At 50.8% G+C, this 26,621-nt stretch carries 20 protein-coding genes and 1 pseudogene; 13 read left to right on the forward strand and 8 right to left on the reverse strand.

The window, feature by feature from the left end; translation table 11 throughout:
* The first annotated feature begins 8 nt into the window (after positions 1-8).
* Complete coding sequence (locus tag IE117_RS08285) at positions 9-2,288, forward strand: ATP-binding protein (protein WP_189563819.1); 2,280 nt, start codon at positions 9-11, stop codon at positions 2,286-2,288.
* Positions 2,285-2,923 carry a biliverdin-producing heme oxygenase gene (locus IE117_RS08290; protein WP_189563820.1) on the forward strand — a complete coding sequence of 213 codons (639 nt, stop codon included), beginning with the start codon at positions 2,285-2,287 and terminating at the stop codon, positions 2,921-2,923. The genes IE117_RS08285 and IE117_RS08290 overlap by 4 nt, the downstream gene beginning before the upstream one ends.
* Before the next feature lie 72 nt (positions 2,924-2,995).
* On the opposite strand, the gene IE117_RS08295 is transcribed toward IE117_RS08290, so the two are convergent.
* A complete protein-coding gene (locus IE117_RS08295; protein ID WP_189563821.1) occupies positions 2,996-4,336 on the reverse strand; it encodes an Nramp family divalent metal transporter in 1,341 nt (446 codons plus the stop codon).
* 216 nt (positions 4,337-4,552) lie between these two features.
* On the opposite strand from IE117_RS08295, the gene IE117_RS08300 reads away from it, so the two are divergent.
* The 10 genes from IE117_RS08300 (at position 4,553) to IE117_RS08345 (ending at position 15,846) form a co-directional block, all read left to right on the forward strand.
* Positions 4,553-5,215, forward strand: a complete 663-nt coding sequence (locus tag IE117_RS08300) for a metal-dependent transcriptional regulator (protein ID WP_189563822.1) — start codon at positions 4,553-4,555, stop codon at positions 5,213-5,215.
* 11 nt (positions 5,216-5,226) lie between these two features.
* Positions 5,227-6,303, forward strand: a complete 1,077-nt coding sequence (locus IE117_RS08305; protein ID WP_189563823.1) for an LptF/LptG family permease — start codon at positions 5,227-5,229, stop codon at positions 6,301-6,303.
* Entirely contained in the window at positions 6,300-7,199 is a 900-nt protein-coding gene (locus tag IE117_RS08310) for a DMT family transporter (RefSeq protein WP_189563824.1), read from the forward strand. Before IE117_RS08305 ends, IE117_RS08310 begins: the two co-directional genes overlap by 4 nt.
* Before the next feature lie 63 nt (positions 7,200-7,262).
* Entirely contained in the window at positions 7,263-8,213 is a 951-nt protein-coding gene (locus IE117_RS08315) for a glycosyltransferase family 2 protein (protein WP_189563825.1), read from the forward strand.
* Positions 8,206-9,633 carry a DUF6056 family protein gene (locus IE117_RS08320; protein ID WP_189563826.1) on the forward strand — a complete coding sequence of 476 codons (1,428 nt, stop codon included), beginning with the start codon at positions 8,206-8,208 and terminating at the stop codon, positions 9,631-9,633. Before IE117_RS08315 ends, IE117_RS08320 begins: the two co-directional genes overlap by 8 nt.
* Positions 9,626-11,389 carry a hypothetical protein gene (locus IE117_RS08325; RefSeq protein ID WP_189563827.1) on the forward strand — a complete coding sequence of 588 codons (1,764 nt, stop codon included), beginning with the start codon at positions 9,626-9,628 and terminating at the stop codon, positions 11,387-11,389. Before IE117_RS08320 ends, IE117_RS08325 begins: the two co-directional genes overlap by 8 nt.
* Before the next feature lie 59 nt (positions 11,390-11,448).
* The gene (locus IE117_RS08330) at positions 11,449-12,411 is read left to right on the forward strand and encodes a glycosyltransferase family 2 protein (protein ID WP_229580518.1); all 963 of its coding nucleotides are present in this window, start codon (positions 11,449-11,451) and stop codon (positions 12,409-12,411) included.
* Positions 12,401-13,870 (forward strand): MBOAT family O-acyltransferase, encoded by a 1,470-nt coding sequence (locus IE117_RS08335; RefSeq protein ID WP_189563828.1) that lies wholly within the window; start codon positions 12,401-12,403, stop codon positions 13,868-13,870. Before IE117_RS08330 ends, IE117_RS08335 begins: the two co-directional genes overlap by 11 nt.
* Positions 13,871-15,412: a beta-galactosidase gene (locus IE117_RS08340; protein WP_189563829.1), complete on the forward strand. Its 1,542-nt coding sequence runs from the start codon at positions 13,871-13,873 to the stop codon at positions 15,410-15,412. It abuts the gene before it with no gap.
* A gap of 56 nt (positions 15,413-15,468) precedes the next feature.
* Positions 15,469-15,846 (forward strand): co-chaperone GroES, encoded by a 378-nt coding sequence (locus tag IE117_RS08345; RefSeq protein WP_189563830.1) that lies wholly within the window; start codon positions 15,469-15,471, stop codon positions 15,844-15,846.
* A 218-nt stretch (positions 15,847-16,064) separates the two neighbouring features.
* On the opposite strand, the gene IE117_RS08350 is transcribed toward IE117_RS08345, so the two are convergent.
* The 4 genes and pseudogenes from IE117_RS08350 to IE117_RS08365 all read right to left on the reverse strand — a co-directional run bounded on the left by IE117_RS08350 (position 16,065) and on the right by IE117_RS08365 (position 19,754).
* Positions 16,065-17,291 (reverse strand): alginate lyase family protein, encoded by a 1,227-nt coding sequence (locus tag IE117_RS08350; protein ID WP_189563831.1) that lies wholly within the window; start codon positions 17,289-17,291, stop codon positions 16,065-16,067.
* A 233-nt stretch (positions 17,292-17,524) separates the two neighbouring features.
* Positions 17,525-17,722, reverse strand: a pseudogene (locus IE117_RS26545) (NAD-dependent epimerase/dehydratase family protein); the annotation flags it as partial.
* A gap of 239 nt (positions 17,723-17,961) precedes the next feature.
* Positions 17,962-18,336, reverse strand: a complete 375-nt coding sequence (locus IE117_RS08360; protein WP_189563832.1) for a hypothetical protein — start codon at positions 18,334-18,336, stop codon at positions 17,962-17,964.
* A gap of 575 nt (positions 18,337-18,911) precedes the next feature.
* A complete protein-coding gene (locus IE117_RS08365; RefSeq protein ID WP_189563833.1) occupies positions 18,912-19,754 on the reverse strand; it encodes an AraC family transcriptional regulator in 843 nt (280 codons plus the stop codon).
* A gap of 230 nt (positions 19,755-19,984) precedes the next feature.
* Here IE117_RS08365 and IE117_RS08370 point away from each other — a divergent pair, with 230 nt between their 5' ends.
* Entirely contained in the window at positions 19,985-22,525 is a 2,541-nt protein-coding gene (locus IE117_RS08370) for a sigma 54-interacting transcriptional regulator (protein ID WP_189563834.1), read from the forward strand.
* A gap of 84 nt (positions 22,526-22,609) precedes the next feature.
* Here IE117_RS08370 and IE117_RS08375 read toward each other — a convergent pair whose 3' ends face one another.
* The 3 genes from IE117_RS08375 to IE117_RS08385 all read right to left on the reverse strand — a co-directional run bounded on the left by IE117_RS08375 (position 22,610) and on the right by IE117_RS08385 (position 26,554).
* A complete protein-coding gene (locus IE117_RS08375) occupies positions 22,610-24,778 on the reverse strand; it encodes a histidine kinase dimerization/phosphoacceptor domain -containing protein (RefSeq protein ID WP_229580521.1) in 2,169 nt (722 codons plus the stop codon).
* A 251-nt stretch (positions 24,779-25,029) separates the two neighbouring features.
* The gene (locus IE117_RS08380) at positions 25,030-25,599 is read right to left on the reverse strand and encodes a putative antibiotic biosynthesis monooxygenase (protein WP_189563836.1); all 570 of its coding nucleotides are present in this window, start codon (positions 25,597-25,599) and stop codon (positions 25,030-25,032) included.
* 10 nt (positions 25,600-25,609) lie between these two features.
* Positions 25,610-26,554 carry a DUF5996 family protein gene (locus IE117_RS08385; RefSeq protein WP_189563837.1) on the reverse strand — a complete coding sequence of 315 codons (945 nt, stop codon included), beginning with the start codon at positions 26,552-26,554 and terminating at the stop codon, positions 25,610-25,612.
* Positions 26,555-26,621: the final 67 nt, after the last annotated feature.

Consider the following 26,621-nt stretch of genomic DNA (forward strand, 5'->3'; position numbering starts at 1 on the left):
GATCCAAAATGATCGATCTGACTAACAAGACAGTCACCACCATTTCCAATTGCGACCAGGAACCCATTCACGTTCCGGGTACCATTCAGGCCCATGGCTATTTGCTGGCCATCAATCCTCAGGACGGGACCGTCACCCATTGCAGCAGAAACCTCACCCGGTTTCTTCAACTTCCCTTACAGGAAATTCTGGGAAGGAACATTCTTCACTTGTTTCCCCAGCACCGTGATGTTTTAGAAGAACGGCTGGGTGAAAAAGGCCAGAGCTCGGGACTGACGCTCCGGCATGACGATGTCAGTTATCACATGATGACGCACCGTTCCGCTGGTCTGATTATTCTGGAGCTTGAACCTGCGGTCGAAGACCACCCGGAGACGATTACGGTACCGGAACTGCTCAGCCTGATAAAAACGCCCGGCAGTCTGGTCGACTTATGCGATACCGTAGCGAAGGAAGTGCGCAGAATCCTGGGCTACGACCGCGTCATGATATACAGGTTCGATACCGAAGATCACTCGGGCGAAGTTATTGCCGAATGCCTGGCCGACGGCATGGAACCGTATCTGGGTTTACGCTACCCGGCCGGCGATATTCCCCTTCAGGCGCGGGCTCTGTATGTGCGCAATACCATACGGTCTATCAATGACACAGGCTCTGAACCCGTGGCACTTTTCACACAGCCCGGCGATGGCACAGGCACTGTTCCCGAGCAGTTGGATCTGAGTTATGCCTACTTACGGAGTGTGTCGCCCATCCACATCCAGTATCTGCGGAATATGGGGGTAGGTGCCTCTTTTTCCATTTCGCTCGTAAAGGACGGGCAACTTTGGGGGCTGATTGCCTGCCACCACCGCACTGCCCATCATCCTACGCTCGGGCAGCGCAATACGGCCCAGATGATTGGAATATTGCTGTCTTCGCAAATCGAGTTGCTGGAACGTATGGAGCAGTCGGCGGAATCGCTGGCTACCGAAAAACAACTGAATGCGCTCTTGCATTTTTTTGAGGATGAAAACCGTTTTGGTCTGCCGGCACTGGTAGAAAAACCTGAGTTGCTTCGAATGGCCGAAGCCTGGGGCGTTGCGATAGTCGTGATGGATAAAATCTACAGTAAGGGCTTGACTCCGCCGTCTGACGCAACTCTCAGACTGGTGGAATTTCTTCGGCAATCGTCCTTTTCCACTAAGGGTTTCTCGACCAAAAATCTGGCGGCACACTACCCCGCTGCTAAAGCAATCGAGGAGGTAGCCTCTGGAATCATTTACCACCCCCTCGATTTTGCTTCTAAGGACTGCATTGTTTGGTTCAGGCCGGGGCTGGTTCAAACCGTTACTTGGGGCGGCCAACCTGATTCCCGTCAGCCTAATAACAGCAAAGGTACCCTTACTCCGCGTAGTTCATTCAGTGCCTGGCAACAGACCGTGCGTGACGTCAGCGAACCCTGGTCGGATGCTCAGGTTCAGATTACGGCCCGGCTGGCTTTCGCCCTGCGTAAACAACTGCGCACCCTGCACATTCAGCAGGAGTCCGATCAGCAGCGTGCACTGAATGAAAGATTGATGGCCGTCAATGAAGAGCTTGAGAACATCAACTGGATCAGCTCCCACGACCTCAGGGAGCCATTGCGGAAAATCCAGGTATTAGCTAGTCGGGCTCTCAGTAAGGATTCACACAATCTTTCCGAAGTGTTGCTGGATTCGATTAACCGGATGCAGGTATCGGCCCGGCGCATGCAGCAGTTGCTTGACGACATTTCAGCTTATTCCAATATTTCGGCCAAGCAGAACGTACATGCAGAAGTGGATCTGAATAGCCTCGTGCAGGAAATCTTCATTGATAAAGCGGATGTTTTCCGGGAGCAGCAGGCGGAATTGAAAGTGGAGGAACTGCCGGAAATTGTGGGCATTGCTTTTCAACTGAAACAACTGTTTTTGAACCTTATCACTAATTCTCTGAAATTCAGCCGGCCCGATGAACCCAATTTGATTTCTATTCAGGTTACCTCGCCCACCGAAGAAGCGATTGAGGCATTCGGGATAACGGCCCAAAATTACTTTTCCATCGTACTTCGGGACAGGGGAGTAGGCTTTGATCCCGCGTATAGCCGTACGATCTTCAAACTGTTTCAGCGCCTTAATAATGAGCCTGATGGTAAAAATGGAACGGGTGTGGGGCTTGCCATATGTAAAAAGGTGATGCACAATCATGAAGGGTTGATTTGGGCTGAAAGTACCCTCGGTGTGGGTAGTGCTTTCTATCTGATTTTCCCGAATTCCCGTCTGTTATGACTCCACAACTACCCGCTGAGCCCGTTGAGGTGTCATTCGCCTCGGCAGGCTTTATGAAAAGATTAAAAGCGGAAACGCAATCGCAGCACCAGTCTTTGGAACAAACCGAACCGAGCCGGCGGGTGATGAGCCCGGCACTCAGTCGGGAAGGTTACCTAGAAGTCCTGTATGCATTTCACGGTGCGTTTTCCCCTTTGGAAAGTCAGGTCCGGGAGTCTCTTGATAAAAATCCTGCAAACCTTGAATTTGTCCCGCGCAGCAATTTGGCTATTGCTGATATCAAGCAACTTTCGGGTAGTTTTAATCCGGATTATTTTTCCCAGGGAGATGCCATTGAGCGGCAGGGGGGGCTTTCGTTACCCGAGGCAGTGGGCGTGATGTATGTGCTCGAAGGCTCCAAGCTGGGTGGGAAAGTGATCAGCCGCCAGCTTGCAAAGACCATCGGCGTTGAGCCGCAGAATGGAGGTAGTTTCTTCTCGGGGGGGAAGATTGAAGAGTGGAAAACTTTTCAGGCTTACTGCGAATCGTATGCCCAAAAACGTCCAGAGGCAGCCGATACGATAATCGAGTCTGCAAAATCAACCTTTCGGTGGATTGAGGGCTATTTTCTGCAAGTGAGCCGTAGAAACAGGTAGTTGCCGCTCTGAGTAAGAGCGAGTCGGAATACATTAACCAAATCTGCGTTTCAATTTTACCAAATCGCCCCTTTAAAAAAACGTATCCCACAGCAGGTAGGCATTCAATACCAGGATGATAGTTGCCACAACCCAACTGATAACGTTTAGTCGTTTTGTATTGGCAAATGTGCCCATTTTGGCCCGGTCGCTGGTGAACATCACGAGCGGAATAACGGCAAAACTCAGCTGCATGGAAAGGATCACCTGACTCAGGACCAGTAATTCGGCAGCACCGTTCTCCCCATACAGGATTGCCACGACCAGTGCCGGGACAATGGCGATGAGTCGGGTGATCAGTCGCCGTAACCAGGGTTTCAAACGTAAATTCAAAAAGCCTTCCATCACGATTTGCCCGGCCAAAGTACCCGTCAGTGTGGAATTCTGGCCCGATGCCAGGAGAGCCACGGCGAAAAGAACGCTGGCCCATTTGGCTCCCAACATGGGATCGAGAAGTTTGTAGGCGTCGGTGATGTCGGCTACCTCGAAGTTGCCGTTGGCGTGGAAAGTGGCGGCGGACAGAATCAGGATGGCAGCATTGACAAAAAAGGCAAGACCCAGGAATACCGTAGAGTCGATCGTGGCAAACTTAATCGCCGAGCGTTTACCCTCATCGTCGCGTTTGTAATTGCGCGTCTGCACGATGCTGGAGTGCAAATAAAGGTTGTGCGGCATGACCGTCGCGCCCAGGATACCAATCGCGATGTATAGGGCCGTGGAGTCGGTTACTACCTGGGCCTGCGGGACAAGGCCCCCCAGAATTCCCGCCAGCGATGGCTGGGACACAATCATTTCGTAAATGAAACTCACCATGATGAGGGCAATCAGCCCGCCGACGATGCTTTCCAGCACCCGGAAGCCCTTATGCTGGAAGTAAAGAATCAGCAGCACGTCGAACCCTGTCAGGACCACGCCCACCGCCAGCGGCATTCCAAAGAGCAGATTCAGTGCGATGGCCGAACCAATCACCTCGGCCAGATCACAGGCGGCAATGGCAATCTCGCACAAAATCCAGAGGACAAATGACACCGGACGTGAATAATAATCGCGACAGGCCTGCGCAAGGTCACGTCCCGTGGCGATACCGAGCTTAAGCGAAAGGTGCTGTAAGAGCATCGCAAAGAGGTTGGATATCAGAATGACTGACAATAGGGTGTAGCCGAAACGGGAGCCTCCCTCGATGTCGGTAGCCCAGTTGCCGGGATCCATGTAGCCTACTGCCACCATCAGGCCGGGGCCAATGAAAGCGGCCATTTTTTTCCACCAACCTTTTCCCTCCGGTACGTTTATGGAAGCGTAAACCTCCGGCAGCGAAGGTAAAAGTTCGGAAGGCAAAGGTTTGCCTTCTTCCTGCAAGAGTGAATTTTTATGCATTTAAGGTTATTTAAGAATTCGGTTCAAAGCCAAAGGGATTCTGAGAAGGGTATTTTTAGCTGTCAGGTGCCTGAAATCAGGTATTTGCGGCCCCAAATCCCTTTCCGGGGCAAAGATAAAAAATATTTTTAGACTAATCTAAATCTTTTTAATTGCCACAAGTAAGCTGTACTTTTGCACGCTAAACCAACTCCCTGCCGATTTCATCTCTTCGTCATGGCGAATTCCTTCACAGAAGAAAACTACTTAAAGATCATCCATAACCTCTCCGGTCCCGAAGGGGCAGAGGTAAGCACCAACGCCCTGGCAGAAGGTACGGCAACCCGTGCTGCATCAGTCACGGACATGCTGAAGAAGCTGGCAGAAAAGGGGCTGATCAATTACAAAAAGTACCAGGGCGTTACGCTGACGGAGATGGGCGAAAAACTGGCCCTCAAAATTATCCGCAAGCATCGGCTGTGGGAAGTTTTTCTGGTCGAGAAGCTGGGTTTTGGCTGGGACGAGGTGCACGACATCGCAGAAGAATTGGAACACATTCCGTCCGACCGTTTGGTGGACCGGCTGTCCGCATTTCTGGGCAACCCTCAGTTTGATCCGCACGGCGATCCCATTCCTGACGCGAAGGGCAACATGCCCACTGCCGACTACCTGAAACTTTCGGAAGTCGAAATAGGGGATAAGGTGCTGATGATGGGTGTCCTTGACCATGAAACGCCATTTCTTCAACACCTCGACCGCTCGGGCATTATGCTCGGTTGCCGGATGGAGGTGAGGGAGATCAACGACTACGACAGGTCGGCACTGGTACTTATCGATGACGTCAAGACATTGTTCATCAGTCAGGAAGTGTCGAAAAACCTACTCGTTCAACGCCTCTGAGGCTCTCCGAATTGAAAATCCTGGATCGTTACATCCTTAAGAATCTGCTGGTCACTTTCCTGTTCGTGGCGTTCGTCATCGTGTTCATCATCTGCATGATCGACTACACGGAAAAGGTAGACGACTTTCTCGAAAAGAAGGCACCGACCTCTGCCATCATTTTCGATTACTACCTCAATCTGGTACCATATTGGATCAACTACATCAGTCCGCTGATGGTCTTCATCGCCACGGTTTTCTTTACTTCACGCATGGCGGCCCGCACCGAGATCATCGCGATCCTGAGCAGTGGCATCAGCTTTGGGCGGCTGCTGGTCCCTTATCTGATGGGGGCGACGATTATCGGGGGAGTGATGTTCGGGCTGGTAGGTTGGGTGTTGCCCAAAGCCAATAAAATCAGAAATGAATTTGAGCAAAAGTACGTCAAGGACGAGTTTTATTTTGACGGGCGCAACGTCCACATCAAGGTTGCGCCCAATGTGTACGCCTACCTCGAAAGCTACAATGTGGCAACCAAGACGGGGAACAAGTTCACGCTGGAAACCGTCGTGGGCAACGAACTCAAAAGTAAACTGACCGCCGACAAGATCGAATGGCAACCCGAAAAGAACAAGTGGGCTTTGAAGAACTACCGCATCCGCAATCTTGAAAAGCAGAACGAGGCGCTAAGCTTTGGGGTCGAAAAAGATACGCTCATCAATCTGAGTCCTAAGGATTTCGAGAGTGACTATAATCTATTCGAGACCTTCACGCTACCCGAACTCAATGCTTACATCGACCTCCTGAAAAGCAGGGGTTCCGACGGTTTGGAGGTCTATCTGATCGAAAAGTACACCCGCTTCACACAGCCTTTCGCCATGCTGATTCTGACCGCCATCGGTCTTATCGTCTCGGGCCGCAAGAGCCGGCAGGGGGTGGGGCTGCAGATCGCACTCGGCTTTGCTTTAGCGTTCATCTATATCCTCTTCTTTTTACTTTCGAAAGGCGTGGCTGAGTCGGGTAATATCAATACGCTGCTGGCGGTGTGGCTGCCGAATATTGTCTTCACTTTCGTAGGGCTGGGACTTTTCAAAACATTGCCGCGATGAACGACGAATCGCCGCCGCTACGCTCGTACCTGCAATTGCATTTCCTCGTTCTGATTTGGGGTTTTACGGCGATTCTTGGCTTGTTGGTCACCATTGCTCCTGCCGCATTGGTGCTGTATCGCACGGTGCTGGCGGCGTTGGGGCTGGCGGCAGTTATTTCCTTACAGAATAAAAATTTCCGCGTAAGCCGGCGACAGCTATTTCGCATGATGGCCGTCGGGACGCTGCTTTCCACGCACTGGATTCTTTTTTTTGCCTCGGCGCGTGTCTCAACGGCCTCGGTTTGCCTGGCAGGAATGTCCACCACCTCTCTCTGGACGAGTTTCGTGGAGCCGCTCGTGGGAAAAAAACGGGTAAATCCCCTGGAAGTGCTTTTAGGACTAGTGGCCCTGGCCGGATTGTACCTGGTCTTTCATTTCGAGTTCGATCACGCACTTGGACTGCTGCTGGCTCTGGGCTCGGCTTTTCTGGCGGCATGCTTCACCGTGGCCAACAGCCATTTTGTAAAGCAGAACGATGCCTTTGTCATTACTTTTTACGAAATGATCGGGGCAAGCGTCTGCTCGCTGCTTTTCGTTTTTTTGTTTGAAAAGTACCAGCTCAACAATGCGCTGCCGCTATGGCCCGTCCCAGCCGATTGGCCCTGGATTCTGATCCTGGCGCTGGTCTGTACAGTGTACGCCTATTCGATGGGCACGCATCTCATGAAGCAGTTTTCGGCTTATATGCTGAGCCTGACTGTCAACCTCGAACCCGTGTACGGTATCGCTCTGGCCTTCCTTATTTTTGGGGAGAAAGAACGGATGACCGCCGGATTTTACCTGGGGACCCTGGTGATTCTGGCGGCCGTGCTGGCGTATCCCATTCTCCTCCGGCGCAAGCGGGCATCGGTTTAAACTGCACCGAAGTTCGGGGGTTTGGCTTTTCCTGCTAATTTTGCCCCACCAAACGACGACCCTATGAATTCAGCGCGCCTGCTGCTGGTACTGCCCTGCTATAACGAGGAAGCGATTCTGCACCACACCTATGCGACGTTGAAGCACTATTTCGCCGAAATCGTGGGCAATGGACTCATCAGCCCGGATAGCAAAATATGCTTTGTCAATGACGGTAGCCGCGACCGTACCTGGGAAATCATCGCTGACATTGCGGCGGGTGACCCGACGGTAATCGGCGTGAAGCTATCCCGTAATTTTGGCCATCAAAGTGCCATTCTGGCGGGGCTGGAACACCACGTAGACGATTTCGACTGCTTCATCACGCTTGATGCCGATTTGCAGGACGATATCCACGCCATGACGGGTATGCTGGAAAAACACCGCGACGGGGCCATGATCGTGTACGGCGTGCGCAATGACCGCACTACCGATAGCTGGTTCAAACGCGTGACCGCCGAGGGCTTTTACACCGTTATGCAGAAAATGGGCGTTCCGGTCGTCTTCAACCACGCCGACTTCCGGCTCATGGATCGCCGGGTGCTTCAGGAGCTGGGCAATTTTCGGGAAATCAATCTTTTCCTGCGAGGCATAGTACCGTTGGTGGGCTTCCGGAGCGAGCAGGTTTTTTACAAAAGACTGGATCGCCTGGCCGGCGAAACCAAGTACCCTCTCCGGAAAATGGTGCTCTTTGCCTGGAACGGAATCACTTCATTTTCCACGTTTCCGATGCGCCTGGTACTTTACTTCGGCGTGTTCAACTTCGTGGTCGCGATGGCCATTTTTGTGTACATCCTGACTTCCTACCTGTTTGGCTTCACCGTACCGGGCTGGACGTCCACAATGCTTCCCATTACTTTCTTCAGTGGTTCCAATATGATGGCGCTCGGGCTGATTGGCGAGTACATTGGCAAAATATACGAGGAGGTAAAGGCCCGCCCCCGCTACATTATTGAAAAAGTGGTGCATGACTGATCTTTTCAAAAAATATCGGAAGGAAGGTAATGTCTTCAACCTGCTGCTGCTGGCGTTTGTCCTGCTGCCGCTTCTGGTGCTGTCGTACTTCAACCATCCATCCGCCGCCGACGATTACGGCTACATTGATACCGTTTTCAAATTCGGTTGGCAGGAAGCGATGCATTACTACTACACGGGCTGGACCGGGCGGTACTTTGGCATCTTTCTCAATCACTCCAATCCACTGTTGTTTCATTCCATCGTGGGTTTCAAGGTTCTGCCCGTACTTCTTTTGTTGTGGCTGGTGGCCGCATTTTATGGACTGGCGCGTCATCTTACGCCCACGCTTTCCAGATTGGCACACCTGGGTTTTGCGGGGGTACTTTATTTTCTCTTCATCCTGCAAATACCGAGTCTGGCGGGGTTTTTCTACTGGATGGCTGCTTTCGTGACCTACACCATTCCAAGTATCCTGACTTTCGGCTGGGTCATCGTCGTACTGCGCTGGTACAGGCTGGAAACCAAATGGATGAAAATCCTGACCGGCATCCTGGCGGGCTTTCTGGTTTTTGCTGTCATTGGTTCCAGTGAGGCCAATCTGCTCACCATGCTGTTGTTGATTGCGGGCTATTGTGGATTCAGGCTTTTGTTTCAACGACAAATCGACGGACTGATGGTGGGGGTAGTTGCTGCGGCTGCCCTGGGTTGTTACCTGTACTTCACGGCACCGGGACTGGATGTGCGTCTGGGGGGCAATCCTCTGGGCGGTAACATTCCGTTGTCTTTTCTGAATGCCTTCCGGATGTTAGGGATAGTGACTTTGGGCTGGATCACAAAAACGCCGTTACTGCTGTTTACGGCGGCCTGGTTGCTGGTACTTTCGCGGATCACCCCACAGGCCCGAGCTCGCTTTGCGGTGCCGTTTTGGTACGTCTTCCTGCTTTACGTCGGCATTCTGGCCGCGCAGCTTTTTACTTCCTATTACGGCATCGGCATCGATCCCACGGAGCGGGAAGTCAATCTGGTCTATTTGTTTTTTCTGGTTGGGTGGTTTTATGTATTTGGCGTTTTATATCAGTGGGCAAGCCGAAAGCTGGATTTGCCCGGAATGTCTGTGATTTCCCAATACATCCTTATCGGCTTGCTGGGGTTGCAGGTGATTTTTTCAACCTACCAAAGTGCCAGCGTGAGGGCGGCCTATGGCGACTTACTCAGCGGAAGGGCCGCTGCCTACGACGCCGAGCTTTACCGCCGCTACGAGCTCATCGAATCGTCCACTGAGTCTGTGGTCTATTTGCCTGCGCTCAAAAACCGCCCCCAGTCTCTCTATGTTGATGACATTAACCAGAATCACAATCATTGGTGGAACAGGCTGATGGCCGGATACTTCGGCAAGGAGGCGATCTATATGAAAGAGGAAACCCTATCCGATGAGTAAAACCCGTAACCGACTGCTGTTGATTTTCGGGTTGCTGCCCGTTGTTTTGTTCATCTTTGTTGTCGTCAGGTACTCGGTAAACGTTCCCTGGTTTGATGATTTCGATCCTTTTCCTGATTTTCTGCGAAAATGGATTCTGAGCGAAGGATTCAGCGAGAAAATAAAACTGCTTTTTCAACCCAATAATGAGCATCGTATGGTATTCGGCAAAGGGATTGCCGTAGCCTACTACGCAGTGACGGGGGAGCTCAATTTTACCTTCCTGCACATCGCAGGAATGGTTTTCACCCTCGGCACGCTGCTCCTGATCTGGAAGGCTTTCCGCTGGGCCAAACTACCCCCGTACTTTTTCTTACCCGTGCCTTTTTTGCTCTTCCAGCTACAGTATCATCTCATTTTTTTGTGGGCAATATGCAGTTTGCAGCATCAGCCGGTAGTATTTTTTGTGTGCCTTTCCATGTTCCTGCTGGCAAAAAATCGTCTTGGCCTGGCGATTCTGGCCGCTTTGTGCGCCAATTTTGCCATGAGCAACGGTATTTTCGTTTGGGTGGGCGGCGCAGGGGTGTTGTTGTTCCAAACCCGATATCGGGGGCTCGTGGTTTGGTTGCTGAGCGGTGCCGTGGCCGTTGCGCTCTATTTCTCAGGCATGAGTAGTTTGAACAACGAGTCGAGTCTCGGTTTTTTCTTTCAAAATCCTCACTTGACTTTTCTAGGTTTCTTTGCTTTCCTCGGTGGCCTTTTCGACCTCGTGCCCGATCGCTCCATTCAAGTCCGCACTGCCCTACCCATTTTGATGGGCATGATGGTCATGATTTGGGTGGCCGTTTGGTTACTGAGCTACCTGTGGCCCTGGCTCCGGCGCACTTTGAATTGGACCAAGAAAGTCCCGTCCTGGGTGCATTCCTTTGCTGTGTCGTCCGAAAAATCTGACGGAGCCACGCTTGGTCGGGCCGCGTCTGGTCGGACCACGTTTGGTCGAGAAGCACTTGGGTACTTCTGTTTGGGCATTATGCTTTTTTTGCTGACCAATGCCGGAGTAATCGCCTTGCTACGGCCGCGCTTTGGCTTTTTTGTCATGGTGGTGAGCAATTACAAAATCTACCCCGCGCTGTTTCTTGTCGTCAGCTATCTGGCTTTCGTAAACAGCACCGAAGGACGTTGGCAAAAAGCAGGATTTAAATTGGGACTCGCCGTGAGCGTTGTGATTTATGGCCTGACTTTCATCCATTATGGCCCCTCGATTTCGGAAAGGCGCAAGTACTTACTCACCAATGCATACAACCAGGAACATCATGGCTTCGGCCTGGGCCATGTTCCCGGGTCGCCCCAGGCGATTTATGTGGATTCGCTGATGCAGTTCATGACGGAACGCCAAATTTACAACTACCCCGACACCTTTGAGCCGCTGGCCAGGCAGATACGAAATGCAGCCTCTGGCTCGCCCGATTCGCTCCGTTTTACCATGGAGAAAATTCCGCAAGGGCTGCTGGTCACCGAACCGGGCGCAGAAATTCCGGCCGGATTCGATTCCGGGGCCTATGTTTTTCTAAGGAACAGAGCCAGTATTTATATTTTTAAGCTCAATCAACGTCCTTATTCAGGACGAAATGTACTGAAACATTACGCGCCGGGTTTGGAAACGGTCATTCCGTACGAAGCGTTTCCCTCCGGCACTTACGATTGGGGGATTTTGTTTACTCCCGGCCCGGAAGCTACCGGCCGCTCCTTCGTGGCCGGGAACATGACCTTGCCCTGATTTAGCACTTCTAGAACGGAAAACGTACTTTTGTGCGCTAATCCTGCTCCGCCATTATCTTGAACAACCTCCCTCAAATATCCATCGTAGCACCGCTCTACAACGAAGCCGAAACGTTTCCCCATTTGGTGGAGCGACTCAACGCGCTGATGGACAGTATGAGCCTGACGATCGAAATTGTTCTGATCGACGACGGCAGCCGGGATGCTACGCCTACACTCATGCGCCAGTTGGCGCTGCTCGATGCCCGCTATCATTGCGTTTTTCTGTCCCGCAACCATGGCCATCAGCTGGCCCTCTCGGCCGGTATTGCCTCGGCACGGGCCACGGAAGCTCTTTTTGTGATCGACGGCGACTTACAGGATCCCCCCGAATTGCTGCCGGATTTCTATCGGGAAATGCAGCAGGGCTATGATGTAGTGTACGCCGTACGTCGCAAACGAAAGGAAAATGTATTTAAAAAAGGGGCGTATTTCCTTTTCTATCGCCTGTTGAAATCTATTTCGTACGTCGATATTCCGCTGGATAGTGGTGATTTTGCGCTCATTAGCCGGCGGGTAGCGGACGTGCTCATCAAAATGCCCGAGGAGAGCCGCTACCTGCGCGGGATGCGGTCCTGGGTGGGTTTCCAGCAGAAAGGGTTCGAATATGAACGTGATGAACGGCTGGCGGGAGAATCCAAGTACTCGTTAAAAATGCTCTTTGCCCTGGCCTATAACGGTATCTTCAATTTCAGCGAGTTTCCGATCAAGTTCATGACCCGCACCGGCGCGGTGGCAATCGTGATCTCGCTTATTTATTTTATCATTACAGTCATAAAAAAGCTCTTTTTCACCGAAGTGATCGAAGGCTTCACGGCGTTGCTGTTCGTCATCATTCTGTTCAGCGGCGTGCAGCTGCTGGCTCTGGGCATTATCGGGGAATACGTCCTCCGTATTTTTTTTCAGGCCAAGAACCGCCCGCTGTTTATTGTAAAAGAAGAGATCGTCAATAGCGAGTACGTCAAGGCCGATGCTGTTTAACTCCCTCCAATTCATAATTTTCTTCATTGTCGTCACACTGGCTTACTACAGCCTGTCGTGGCGGGGGCGCTGGATTTTGCTGTTGGCGGCGAGCTGCTATTTCTACATGGTCTTCAAGCCCGTGTATATCCTGATTCTGTTCGGGACGATCGTCATCGACTACATAGCCGGCATCTGGATCGAAAAAACGGAAGACCAGCGAAAGCGCAAAATGCTTTTGATTATCAGCCTGATATCTAATGTCGGGATACTGGCTTTTTTCAAGTACTACGATTTCCTCAGCGATTCCGTCAATAGTTTTTTAGCCCTCATTGACCTCGGACCCTACGTACCCCCGTTGGGCGGCCTGATTCCGGCCCGCATTGCTGATTGGATTACCAACGGGGCCGGCCGGGTACTTCTGCCCATTGGTCTCTCGTTCCATACCTTTCAGGCGATGAGCTACACCATCGAGGTGTACCGCAAAAACCAGAGGGCCGAGTATCATTTCGGGATTTATGCTCTGTACGTCATGTTCTACCCGCAATTGGTGGCAGGCCCCATCGAGCGGCCGCAGAACATGCTGTTTCAGTTTCATTCGTATTTCAAATACGACTTTGAAAATGTGAAAGCAGGATTGATGCAAATGGCCTTCGGGATGTTTAAGAAAGTAGTCATAGGCGATCGCCTGGCGATGGTGGTGGATTACGCCTACGACAACCCTTACGACCACAATGGCCTTACGCTGTTGGTGGCGACGCTATTCTTCACCTTTCGCATTTACTGCGATTTTTCTGGCTATTCCGATATCGCCATCGGTGCGGCGCGGGTCATGGGCTTCGACCTGATGCAGAACTTCCGCACGCCTTACGAGTCGGCGTCCATCAGCGAGTTTTGGGCACGGTGGCATATTTCGCTTTCGACCTGGTTTCGCGACTACCTTTACATTCCGCTGGGGGGCAACCGAAAGGGAGAGTACCGCCGCTATTTCAATCAGTTCACGGTCTTCCTGGTGAGTGGCCTGTGGCACGGGGCAAGCTGGAACTACGTAATTTGGGGGAGTCTGCACGGGCTGTACCTGGTACTTGCTGCCCTGCGTGATAAATTTCTGAAACAGTGGGGGATTATCTTGCCAAAAAATCCCCTTTCACGAGTGCTGAGCGTTATTTTTACCTTCGCCCTCGTGGCATTGACTTGGGTGTTCTTCCGAAACGATAAGGCACCGGTAGGTCAGGCATTTGATATTTTAGGTAAAATTTTCACGCTCTCTTGGACCGAGCCGTTGCGTTCACCGCTCAATGGGGTGGAGATGTGGTTTTCGGTGGGGCTTATTCTGTTTATGCTCGTCAAAGAGCATTATTTTTTGCATATTCCCACCCGCAACACCGCACTGTTTTACAGTGTTTTCGTCTTGCTTTGTGTATTCATCTATTTCTTTGGTGTGTTCACGTCCAATCAATTCATTTATTTCCAATTCTAGGTGTTGTATTTTCCATTCGTGACGGTCGGTCAGACTTTCAGGAGCGCCGTGTTGCTGGGAGTAATGGTGTGCTGGTGCAATGCCAGCGGATATGCGCAGGACAACCAACGCTATCTGGCCATCTCCCTGGTCAACGAGGGGGATCAGTACAAAGGGCTGGATGATATTGAAGGCGCGTATCGGCTTGGCTTCAACGCCGTACTTCTTACCGTCAAATGGGGTACCATCCACGGACAGCAGGGAGGAGTCCTTCGGCAGGAAAACAGGCCTGACTATAACCTGTGGCAGCAGTACGACGACCAGATAAACCAGGCCGTGTCATTAGGCATGAAGGTGGGACTCAACATTGATGTAGCGACGGGAGACAGTGTTTCGCACGGGGCGTCAGGCCCATATGGTGTGACCACCGGGGACGGCTGGTCACCGGAGGATCGGGTACTTTGTGTGGGCATGGACGGTACTGAAGCAGTCTACCAGAAGTACGGGGGCTTGATGCGGCCACCCGCGCTGCACGTTCAGCACGTGATGACCTCCCTGGCGGCAGCATCGACCAAAAACAGAATAACCACTTTCGCGGCGGAGGTAATCGAGCGTTACAAGTACCTGCAGGATTCCGGCAAACTACTCTATGTTGATCTCGTGTGGACGCGCGCTCAGGAGGGAGAGTTTGATTTTGGCACCGATAAATGGGATAGTGAAGAGCCGATGGATCTTGATGTACTAAATAGTTTCACGGACTATTCTCGGCCCATTGTAGAGGATTACCGGCGTTGGTTGAAGGCTCAGTACGGCAGCGATATCGAGCGTTTGAACCAAAAATGGCATTCAGACTACCCTAATTTTGATGAGGTTCAACCCAAAAGTCCGAAGTCGGGTGCTGTATTTAGCGGACCGGATGGGCGTGATTGGTACCGCTACCGGACGCATCTCCTGAAAGAAACCAACCTGCTTTTCAAGCGGGCAGTCACTTACGTGGACAGTACCATCCGGGTCATCAGTCAGCATGGCTCGGTGTATGACCGAATCTCTTTCCTCAGAAATACGTTTTCGTTCAACGAAATAGCGGCTGAGCTCGATGGAATCAAAATCAACGACGCGTTGGTTTACGACCATCGCTTTGCGCTTGACCTGCTGCGGAGCAATCTGCCCGGCAAATTTTACGTAAATGAAGCCGAATACGCCGGGCCGGTGGCAGGGATAGCGTCTTCGATTCAGCAGGCCGAAGAGAGTTTCGATCATGGGGCCCATGCATTTACCTTCTTCAAACTGGATGCCGCCGCCATGGCTGCCAATGCTTCCGCGCTTAAAACGCTGGTCGATAACTACCTGACAAATGGCTGGGTGACGAAAATAAAAGCGACCAATGCCGACACATTTAAGCTATCAAGTATGACGGAAACAAATATGAATAGCGGCGGATGCCACACCACGGATCGGGAGAACTACTCCGAAGATTGCGATGCCTACCGAATCTGGATGAACGCGTATAAAAAGGCAGGCAACACACCTGTCAATATATTTATAGAGAATGACTTGTATTAGGCACCGGAACCTTTTCGGTGAAGAAATTATCCACCATCAACCCTCAAAAACAGAAAATGGAATTAACCCCCGATAACCGCTTGCGCAGCCTGATCGTTGTTGGCGACCGTGTTCTTATCCGCCCCAAAAGCCCCAACGACCGTACCCACAGCGGCCTGTATCTGCCACCCACCGTTACCGAAAAAGAGCAGGTGCAGACGGGCTACGTTATCAAGGTCGGCCCCGGCTACCCGATTCCTTCAGCGATGGATGACGAACCCTGGAAGGAAATCGAAGAAAATATCAAGTACATGCCTTTACAGGCCAAAGAAGGGGATCTGGCGATTTACCTGCAACGTAACGCCATCGAGCTGGAATACGATGGTGAAAAGTACGTCATTGTGCCGCAGGCGTCGATCCTAATGCTGGACCGGACGGAAAACCTGTTTGAGTAAGGGAATACCGGGTAATACAGAGGAATTTCTGGATCAGATAGTAGGTGAGAGTCCTCAATTTCCCCTGTCGGATTTCCTCTTTTCAATTAGAAATAGGAAGGTGGTTTGATTGGAAGAACCTGACAGGGTACAAGCCTGAACAAAAACCTATCCGATCGCACTCATGAAGTTCAGGGCGGCGATCATGGAGTTGAAGGCAATTCGTTCACCATGTTCATTTAGTTTTCCGAAAGGTCAACAGGATGAGTCAACCTGCCAAAAAGCGCGAGGCGTTGTCCGGAAATGTTTCCGGGCCCGCATTCTTTCAATGAGCGTAACATGGCCGGGTCTTTATAGTAATGATAGGCCATATAAAGCGCATTGATCCTGGTATCCGTAAAACAATGCGATTTGATCGGGTTGTTCATCACAAACATGTAGGCTTGAAGCAAAGAGCCTGATCCATCGGCTTCCCTATGGTCGTAGAGTGAACTATCACCCAAACGGTATAAAAACTCTGCATGGGCGGTAAGGTGTTCGATATGTGTCATAGTGTAGTCGGTGCCGCTCCCATCCGAAGGTAGGAATTCACCGTCGATCGGGTCTTTTCCCCGGCGGATCTCTTCGGGGATCGCCCCGTTGGGCAGTATGCCCCACAGGTCGCCTTTGGCATCCATCTTCCAATCGGCGGATGTTTTCAAGCGTCCGATCTGATACCTGTTATGGACCGCAAAGGCTTCTTCGGGAGCCAGCTTTACGGAAAGTGGACTTACTTCTTCCAAACGCCAATCGGGATGCTCCATCAGGTAGTAGGCAATGAGCGCTGCGGAGAATGAGCCTGCTACACCCCAGTTGTTTTTTCTGGTCCGGCTGGCCCATGCCACTTTGGGGTACATGACATCGCGTAGCCAGCGTTGGTAGTTCCATTTATTTTCGATGGTCCAGCCTTTCCAGCCTTCCAGAAGGTCAGCGGCATAAATATAGGGAGTGCCTCCACGGGCAAGGTTGAGTATCCCCTGCGCACCCCATTGAAAATCCTTATGCTCCTCGTTCCGGTAGCCATAGGTTTTGGTTAGGCTCAGGATGAGTTCTCTTGATTTGACGGCGTACTTGCTATCACCCGTCAGGTGCCACGCTATAGCGGTGCCATAGGCCAACTTGCCGCCGGTAGAACTTAGCTGTACGGGTTCTGTCGAACTGCGCCCGGCAATTACCACCTCGCCCGATAGCTCAGGCCAATCCGATGACACCAGCATCAAACTATCTACGAAGCTCAGAAAAAGAGCGACATTGGTGCGGTGGGGTTCAAGGCCCGCTCCCGCCTTTTCTTTGATGCCGGATAATTCCTGGGCAGAAATCAGAAAGCCTTTTGGTGCTCCCTTTTTTTCGACTCCGCTATTGGTCCGGGGATGGTTGAAGGAGAAAAACAGGAAAGGGACACACAGGGTTAATAAAAGGTACTTCACGCTTTTGAAGGTTGGATTATTTTTGATTTTAGGCGTATAAACCTGAATTCAGTCCAATTTTACGTACTTCTGCCAATTCCGTTATTCTTTAAAACCCAAAACTTCACGAATTTTCCAATTGGAATAATTGCTTTGTATTCTCCCGATTTACGGGCAATGGGCACATCCGGGAAAACCCGATCAGCCAATTATTGCTGAAAATAATCGAGAAAAAATTCAGTGTATTCGTAAGGCTTAATCCTATTGTATGTACCCACGATATTGACCAGAAATGTTTCATTACCGGGTTTGATCATTATCCTGGGTACAGCAGCGAAATGGACCACAGCATCGAATTTTGGTTCGCCATTGCCTGGTTCCAGCTTATCCGGAGCGGCGTAAGAACTCATGGCATTGAGCATTTGTCCGGAGTCCGTGATTTCTGCCGCCAGTTTATACTGACGCACACTCTTCTTTTGGTGCTACCCCTGTATCCATCGGGGCAGCACCAAAGGAAAGCGTGCCTGCGGCTTACCGTGACTCGTTGAGCGAGTACAAATCCCAGCTACCCCTGGATGTGGTGCGTTGTCCAGGGAGGGAATGACTCATACTTGATTTGCCCAGCAGTTCACAAAGTGACCTTCAGAAAATCAATTATACATGGAGACTGGTCAGGCACCAGCGCTTGATTTCAGCGGTTTAGTTCGGCTTCCAGGCTGGCTTGCAAATCGTAAAGCATTGTCATGAGTTTCTCAATATCGGCCCGGGTGAATTGGCCTACTTTCTCTAAAATCGGCGCAGTCATCATTTGTGCACTGAAAACCCTGACCGAATCATCGAAACCGATGAAATCACGGATGGCGATCCAGTCGGAGGCGAGAGAATTGGAAAGGTACTTGGGATTGATCAGGTGAAAATACGCCGCCTGATCTGTTAGGGTATGGCTTATATCACCCTTGTCCAGTTCTAAATTTTTGATCAGCCGCGCAAGCTCGGCAACTACAAAGATGTTACTCTTTTTGTCAGTATCTGGACTGCTGGCAGAATTGGTTTTCTTAATCTTCATTTTGGGAGGGGAGTATGTATTGATTTTTGGGATAATTGTAACCAAAATCAATTCGACTTCCAAGCATTTAAGAAAAAAATCATATACAACCCTCTAATGTTCATACACTTACGTGTTAATTAACTTCGTATTAATGGTTATGGTATTTACGAATAAAGGCCTTGAAAATTTGACTTTGCCACCATTCTTATGCTAAGTTTTTATAAATGAGTTGGTTACGTTGGAGATGACGCTGCCTACCTGTCATACTAGTAATCAAGGCTGTACTTTTCAGAACAGTGCAAAAGATGTGGCTACCAACGAGATGTTTTGTGAAACCAAGCAATGCTGCGTGCCTGGCCAATACGTCCATCCCGATGTTTCAATGAGCCGTACTTTGCAAAGGGAAAGCGCGGCGGACAAGGATGTGGTTGTGATGACATCCGTTTGAGTATTCGGGCATGTTCAGGTAGATTGACCCTGAAATTTCTATTCATATTGATTTACCGATCTTCACAAAGCGAGCAAGACTTATGCAGGTATATGAGGCAGAATCCACCAGTCTGGACAAAAATGATCAATGGTGAATATGGGAGTCAAGGCAGAATAATCTGGCGGTGTACCGTAGGGGTGTGATTGTAGTGCCGCTTGAAATGTTTATTCAGATGGCATACGTCAGAAAAGCCAAATTCATCAGCAATCTGGGAAACAGTGAGGGTGGAGTGACGCAGTTTTCGGGCGACCATTTTTAGTCGATATTTGATTATAAATTGCTGAATGGAATCACCAACCTGCTGCCTGAACAAGGCGCTCAGATGTCCTGATGAATAATTGAATTCATTTGCAATAGTTTCCATTTTTAATAGATCCGGCTCATGGATATGCCGACAGATGTGGGCAATCACCCGCCGGGTTATTGCCGACGGATAGGAGTGCCGGTCCATTGCAGCAGGTTCCCGCTGGCTGTGTAGTCGATCGATCATGCTTAGAAAAGTTTTCATCAGTGAGTCGACGATGGGGCTGTGGGTTAAAGACCGTAGACTGCGCTTTTCAGACAAAAGAATGGCTGCCAGAGCCAGTAAATTTTTTTGATCAGTAGCGTTGGTGGCAATTGATCCGGAACACGTAAGATCAGGCTGGTTGATAAAATTCCAGGTTTGAGTTTCCGTTGTCAATAGATTTTCAACGAAGGAAGAAGAAAAGGAGAGCCAGTAGAAATCACAGTGTTGTGTAAAGCGAAAACTGTATTGATCCCGGAGGCCTGGGAGGAAAACATCGCCCGGTCGAAAGCGAAACTGAGTTTGGTTGATTGTAAGGTAGCCTTCACCATGTTGAATCAGGACGATTGAATGATGGCCAGTCGAATGGACAGGTTGAGTCCATTTATCCAGATTCAGGTTTTCTACATGTAAGGACTCAGGCGAATGGTTTTGATTCATGGCTCGCAAAAAATGAAGGGTTGAATGTTCTATTAACCTTCAAGATCAATACAATGCCAGGCCGTGGATGTTACCAACCTGTCAGATTAAACCGTTGTTTATAAGGTAGTTATCTATCGTGTCCAGACTGGAAACTAATCCAAAATAGTAGAGCCTCCACTATTTTGGAGGCTCTGGATGAAGTCAAATTGGAGTCGTATCTTTATAGGTAGTTATATGACTGAACCTATATGCTGCCAGTTAATGAGTCAACGCCCTTGTCCTCCATTCTTATTGTTGAGGATGAATTTCTTATCGCCAATGATCTAAGGCGTATCCTGACGAAGGCCGGCTACCAGGTTGAAGGAATAGCCGGATCCGTAGCTGAAGCCAGGAAACGGGTAAACAGCCAACGACCTGACATTGTATTGCTGGACATTTTTCTGGATGGGCAGGAGACAGGGATTGATTTGGCCCATTGGCTGAAAGAACAGGCTATTCCATTCGTATTTTTATCCGCTAACCTGACAGACAGCCTCCTGGAAGCGGCCAAGGTAACCCAACCGTTTGGCTTCCTGACCAAGCCATTTCGGGAGCGAGATGTTTTGTCGACACTGGAAATTGCCCGTTACCGACACGCCCACAGCGAAGAAGCCAAATTGCGCGAGCAGCAAAGCATTCAGATAGCGGTCAACAACGCCAGTATCCATATACAGGAGCGGGAACAATTTTGCCTGTCGATCGCGGAGCAGATCAATCGATTTGTGCCATTCTCGTATCTCACGCTGCGGATAGGGTTACCCGACGAGTCATCGTTCAGTGGGCTGATGCTTGAAAAAACGAATGACAATACATTTAAAAGAGTCAACATGGGGGCTTTGCTGGCCGAAGAGGCGGATGACCCATTGATTGAAAAACCGGATCATGAGGTACCGGACCGCCTGGGTGGACAGACCGGAATATTTGTAGGGGATGAGTTTGACCGGCTCTGTCAGGAATACGCAACGGCGCGCGCTTGTCGCGACAAATTTGACGTCCGGTCAGCGGTGCTTTTTCCCATCCCGTTGAAACGCAACTCGGTGACTACGATTATGCTGTCGAGTAAAGAGGTGTCCGGATTCACGGAGGGGCATTACCAGACCGTCAGCTTGGTTTGTCCCCAGATTGCGCTGACGCTCGATAATCTCTTGGCTTATGAGGAACTCGACAGGCGACGACATACGAAAGCCATCGAGCTTGCAATTGCCAATGCTTTCCGCACGGAGGGCTGTATGAGCGAAATGCTGGTTCAGGTGGCTCAGGCGATTAACGGATTGCTGCCTATTGATTTGCTGGCACTTTACAGAACCGATGAAGTGCAACATTCAGAATCTAACCTGGAAACAACCGTACACAAGGTACAGGGAAAGTTTGAATTGCTGGAACTCCAAACCCTACTCAGCACGATCAGCCAACCGGTTCATAGAGACGCCATGGCGGCACTACGGCTCTGTCTGACAAAACCCACCCTGCACGTTGGCTTTCAGTTTACGGATCAGGCAGACGAAAATGCACTGGGCGAATTGTACCGGAAGGCCCTGGGCGTGCAATCGATTATGTACGCTCCGGTTTTCCTAGGCGGGCAGCCGGTTGCCTCACTCATACTGGCCAGTAAGTCGCCCTATGCCTTCACCTATAAAGACCTCCATACGTTGCAGGACATTAACGTTCAGATGGCACTGGCGCTGAACAATGTGTTTGCCTTTGAGCGGATCAAGCGCCTGAGTGAGCGTCTGGAACAGGAGAAAACGTACCTGGCCGATGAGATCAAGACTACCCATAATTTTGGGGAGATCATCGGCCACAGCCTGGCCATCCAGCGAGTATTTACCCATATCGAACAGGTAGCCCCTACCGATGCCACCGTGCTGATTCTGGGCGAAACCGGCACAGGTAAAGAACTGGTAGCCCGTGCCGTGCACAATCGCTCACCCCGCAAGGGGCAGGCTTTTATCAAGATCAACTGCGCCGCCTTACCGGCGCAGTTGATCGAATCAGAACTCTTTGGCCATGAGCGGGGTAGTTTTACTGGCGCCACCGAAAAACGGATCGGTAAATTTGAGCTGGCGAATGGGGGGACCTTGTTTCTGGATGAAATTGGCGAACTACCTCTTGAATTACAGGCGAAACTCTTGCGGGCCATTCAGGAAAAGGAGATTGAGCGTGTCGGCGGGAAAAGTACCCTCCACATCGACGTCAGGATTATAGCTGCTACCAATCGGAATTTGCAACAGGAAGTGGCCGGAGGGCGGTTTCGGACAGATCTATACTACCGGCTCAATGTGTTTCCGATTCTTATACCGCCTCTGCGGGAACGTGCCGAGGATATTCAGAGGCTGGCGCTGCATTTCTTGAAACGTATCAGCAAAAAACTGGGTAAGCCGCTGACCGGCATTGCCAATAACGCGATGAGCCAGCTGCTGACGTATGCCTGGCCGGGCAATATCCGGGAACTTGAGCATGTACTGGAACGAGCCGCTATTTTGTCCCGGTCTACGACGCTGGAGTTAGCCGAACCGCTCCGTTCCCCTTTTCCTGCCGATGGCCTCCTGGAAGACGAACAACGTACCGGACGTATACAGCCCATTGAGGACACCATGCGATCGGCTATCCTCGCGGCTCTGAATCAATCGGGGGGACGAATTCGCGGGAGGGGAGGAGCAGCCGAACTGTTGGAACTTAAACCAACGACGCTGGAAGCCCGGATTAAAAAATTGGGGATTAGCCTGCCGCCCAGATCACCCCTCACCTGAAATATTTGTCACTCTGGGTGCCAGCTATACCTAACCGGCTCTACTGGTTGCTGTTTTCTGGGATTCGGGATACGTCTGCTAAGGCTATTCTATTTTTTTGGTAGGGCTAAAATCCAGGCGTATACCTACACCCGAACCCCGTTCAATGTGCAGTTTCCCTCCGATCTGACGGCTCAGTCCCTGGATCATTGTCAGCCCCAGCGTACTTGTTTTATTCGGATCGAATCCGGCTGGCAGGCCAACACCATTGTCCTGAATAAGTAGCTGGCAGTTCTGGGCATCATCTACCATGAGGTTGATATGAACGACCCCTGGATTTTCTGCGCTATACAGCGGTTGGGGAAAGGCATATTTCAGTGCATTGGTAAAAGCCTCATTGATGATCAATCCAAGGGGAGTCGCCAGGTTGACATCGATCTGGAGGGGGGCCACATTCAGGACCGTCCGAATGGACAGCTGGCAATTAAACGATTCCAACAGGTAGTTCACCACTTCGTTGATGTATTCGGCCATATCGACCGTAGACAGTTGCTCGGACTGATAGAGCTTCTGGTGGATCAGAGCCATGGCCTGTACGCGGTTCTGGCTTTCCCGGATCGCCGCCAGCGCAGTAGCATCGTGAAGGTAGTCCGCCTGGGCATTGAGCAGACTGGTGATAATCTGCAGATTGTTTTTTACCCGGTGATGAATTTCTTTCAGCATCCACTCCTTCTCCGTCAGTACCTGCTGAAGCGATTCATTTTTTTGGTTGATTTCAAGCTGCTTTACTTCCAGCAATTGGTTGCTGCGTTGTTTGAGCCGATAGCGGTTGTAGCTCACCCCCAAAAGTACCACTAGCAAAACCGCCCCCATCAGCATGGCATTGCGGGTGGTTTCGGCCCGCTCAAGCGCGGATTGCTGAAGTTCACTTTGTTTGGTCAACAATACGATATTCTGCTCCTTGGCCCGGATATCGTACTGAAACTGCAACTGGGTCAGCTGCTTACTTCTGGACTCGTTAAAGAGGGAATCGTTAAAAGTCTTGTAGAGATCAAAATGATTGATGGCCGATAAATAATTCCCCTGGGCCGAATCAACCTTGAACAGCATAAAATGAATATCCCTTAAGGTAGACAAGGCTTTTTTTTCGGGCAGAATAGTCAGGGCTTTCTTTAAGTAAAAACCTGCTTCCTTATATCGTTTCTGTTTGACATAAAACGAACCCAAATCCTGCCGGATTTGTAAGGATCCTTCAAAATCGAGTTTGTTTTTTTCGTACCAATACAGCGCTTCCTTATAGTAACGCTCCGCCAGTCGGTCGTTTTTCAGGGCAGCGTAGCAGTGAGCCAGATTCTGTGCCACGCACCCTTTTTGAATGATCGTATTCGTCGGAATTTCCTTGACCAGATTTTGAAAAAAACGGAGTGCTTCCTCTGGCTTTTGTTGGGCAATCAGGTCCTTGGCAAGAATTCCGGCGGCATTGTAAAGGGCAAAATTAGGCAGCCCTTCCTGGCGCCATGCCGCGAGGGATTTTCCGTACCATTCAATCGCTTTCGGGTGGTTGCCGGCCACCTCGTAAATTTGCGCGAGATCACCGTAAAATGCGGCGGCGGAGGCGGTGTCATGGGTCCTGTTCATACTTTCTATGCACAATAGCCCATACCTTAGCGCCTCATTCAAATCCCCTTTTAGCCGACCAATCGTAGAAAGCAGATCGTAGGTATAATGAAGATTGGGGTAGTGGATCGCCTTAAAGCGATGCAGGACATTCAATAGCTCAGCCTCAGCCAGTAGTATCTGTCCTTCGTACAAGTGGGTGATGGCAATCTCCTTCAAGGTGTTAATCTCCTCTACGGGTTTGTCCAGCGACTGGTAGATCGAGGCTACCTGACGAAAGTTGGTCAGTACGGTTGTAGAGTCGGGGGCAAAATTTCGCAGCCAGATACCCAATCGGAATCGGGCAATGGCTTCCCCTTCCTTGTCTCCCGCCTGCTGGCAATTGGAAATCAGGTCGGCAAAACGGGACTGACCGGTAGCTGTGTCGCCCCCTTCCAGATCCGCGACGAGAAGCAACGTTTCCGCTTCGTGCTGGCGAGTGACTAATCGCAGCGAACCACTCAATTTTTCAGCCTGACGAAGGTACATCCGGCTACTGTCGAGATCTACCCTGGCTTCGCCGGGTTTATAGAGATGAAACTTGCCTAATTCAAGTAAAATGGAGATCTTTTTTGGATCAGATCGGCTGGTTTTCAACGCTGCGAGCAAATTGTTCACCTGCTGCCGACTAATATTTTGTGAGTAGGCATGCGGGGAACACATCCCCAAAATGAAGAGACTAACTGTTAGCCGATAGCCGGAAAAGGCCAGTCGTCCGATGAAGCGTTGACAAAGAAAATCGCACGTATCTGACAGCATAGGCACTTTTTGGCGTAAGCATGAGTATTTCGGTAAGCAGAGCACCAACTACCTTACAAATATACTCCAATAAGCTCCCCAGGTGTGGTTTCTGAATAGACTTTAAGTACCTACGATTTATAGAGCCAGCGAGCCACCAGCCGGACGTAGTGCGGCATAATGGCAAACGTCATCAGGCCAACAATGATCAGGCTGGTGATGAATGCCTTGATCAGTGGAACGCCAAGAAAAGGGAGGTACTTTATAAGCGGTGCGAGAAAGGGCGGAATCAGAAACGCCAGGGGAAAAATAGCCGACAACGTAATCAAAAACTGCTTGTAACGAGGAGCTGCCGGTGGGTTTTGGGGCGGCGTGAACCAGAATTCCAGGCCTGTTTTGATGTCAACTGTCTCGTCGTCATTCAGGATGGGACGTACTTTTTCGATCAATCGCTTCCGGGTGCCGGATTCCAGCCAGAGCCGCAGATTAGTTTCCGAATCAAAATGCAGCACTATCGTGTATTCATCGCTCATCCCGTGCGGACGAATAATATTAACCCCCCGGTGGCCCGATGCGGCCTGCGCCAGGGGTACTATTTCCCGCAGCCAGTTTTCGTAGGCCTTGACTTGCTGCTTATAGGGCCGCTGGATGATGATGGTAGTGACGGCACTTTCAGCGTTGATTGAAATGCTGGAATCCATGCTAACGTATTTACTGGTATTCGTAGCTACTCAGGTCACAGTCCAATTCGTCCCGGTTCCAGTGGGCGGTCGACACGGCGGCATCGTAGGTAGTTTGCAGAAACGCGAGTAGTGCCTGCTCCGGCTCGGCCGATTGACGCACTACCTCATAAGGCAGAATAAATTCTCCCATCTCCGGATGAAAGTAGGCACCGGCCGGCTCGACCGGCTGCTGCCCAAAATCCGCTGGGGTAGGATAGCAATACGAATAAAAAGCAGCCTCCGGAAACTGGGCATTGCCGGGCCAGAAACCCGCCGAACTAACCTCATGCGAGTAGGCTTCCTGCATGACCCGCGCCGACAGGTTGGGTGCTCCACCCGGATGGAGCGGTGCGCGACGACCCGAAAAACGGGTGACCGCCAGATCGAAACTACCCCAGAAAAAATGCACGGGGCTGCATTTACCGGTGTAGCCCGCCCGAAACCTGACAAAAACGGAGTACATCCTGACGATGGCCTGCCAGAACCGACCGACCATTTCGGCATCGTACGATTGGTGTACCTGATCGTCGGCAAAAGGGATGACATCAGGTAGCTCGTTGGGGGTACCTTGTATCGTAATATCTATTCCCAGCTGCCGGAATGTATCAAGTACTTCTGTGTAAAAACTGGCAACGGACCGCGGGTACAGGCCGATGTTGACCCGCTTGTCAGTGCTGGTTTTGATGGTCAATTGGTGAATCAGAAAGTCGAAATCAATCTGGAACAGGCCCCGGTCATAGGGAACGCTGCCGGTCGTCAGGCCCGTCGGCGTCACATACAGGGATACGTGCCAGGAATGGTTGATCCAGGGGGTTTGCCGGAGCCGGATTTTACCGACAATCTGAGTCCAGAGGTGCAGCGTTTCCAGGGTTTGGCTCCACTCAGCGTAGGGCAACGCGGGCCAGCGTTCTGATATAGGCTCGTTTGTAGTCATAGGGTACCTGGTCAGGACAGTCGGGCGGGTTAATGATTGATGGGTACTTCTATTAGCACAATGTAAT

The sequence above is a fragment of the Persicitalea jodogahamensis genome (genome assembly GCF_014651615.1).
Classification (GTDB): domain Bacteria; phylum Bacteroidota; class Bacteroidia; order Cytophagales; family Spirosomataceae; genus Persicitalea; species Persicitalea jodogahamensis.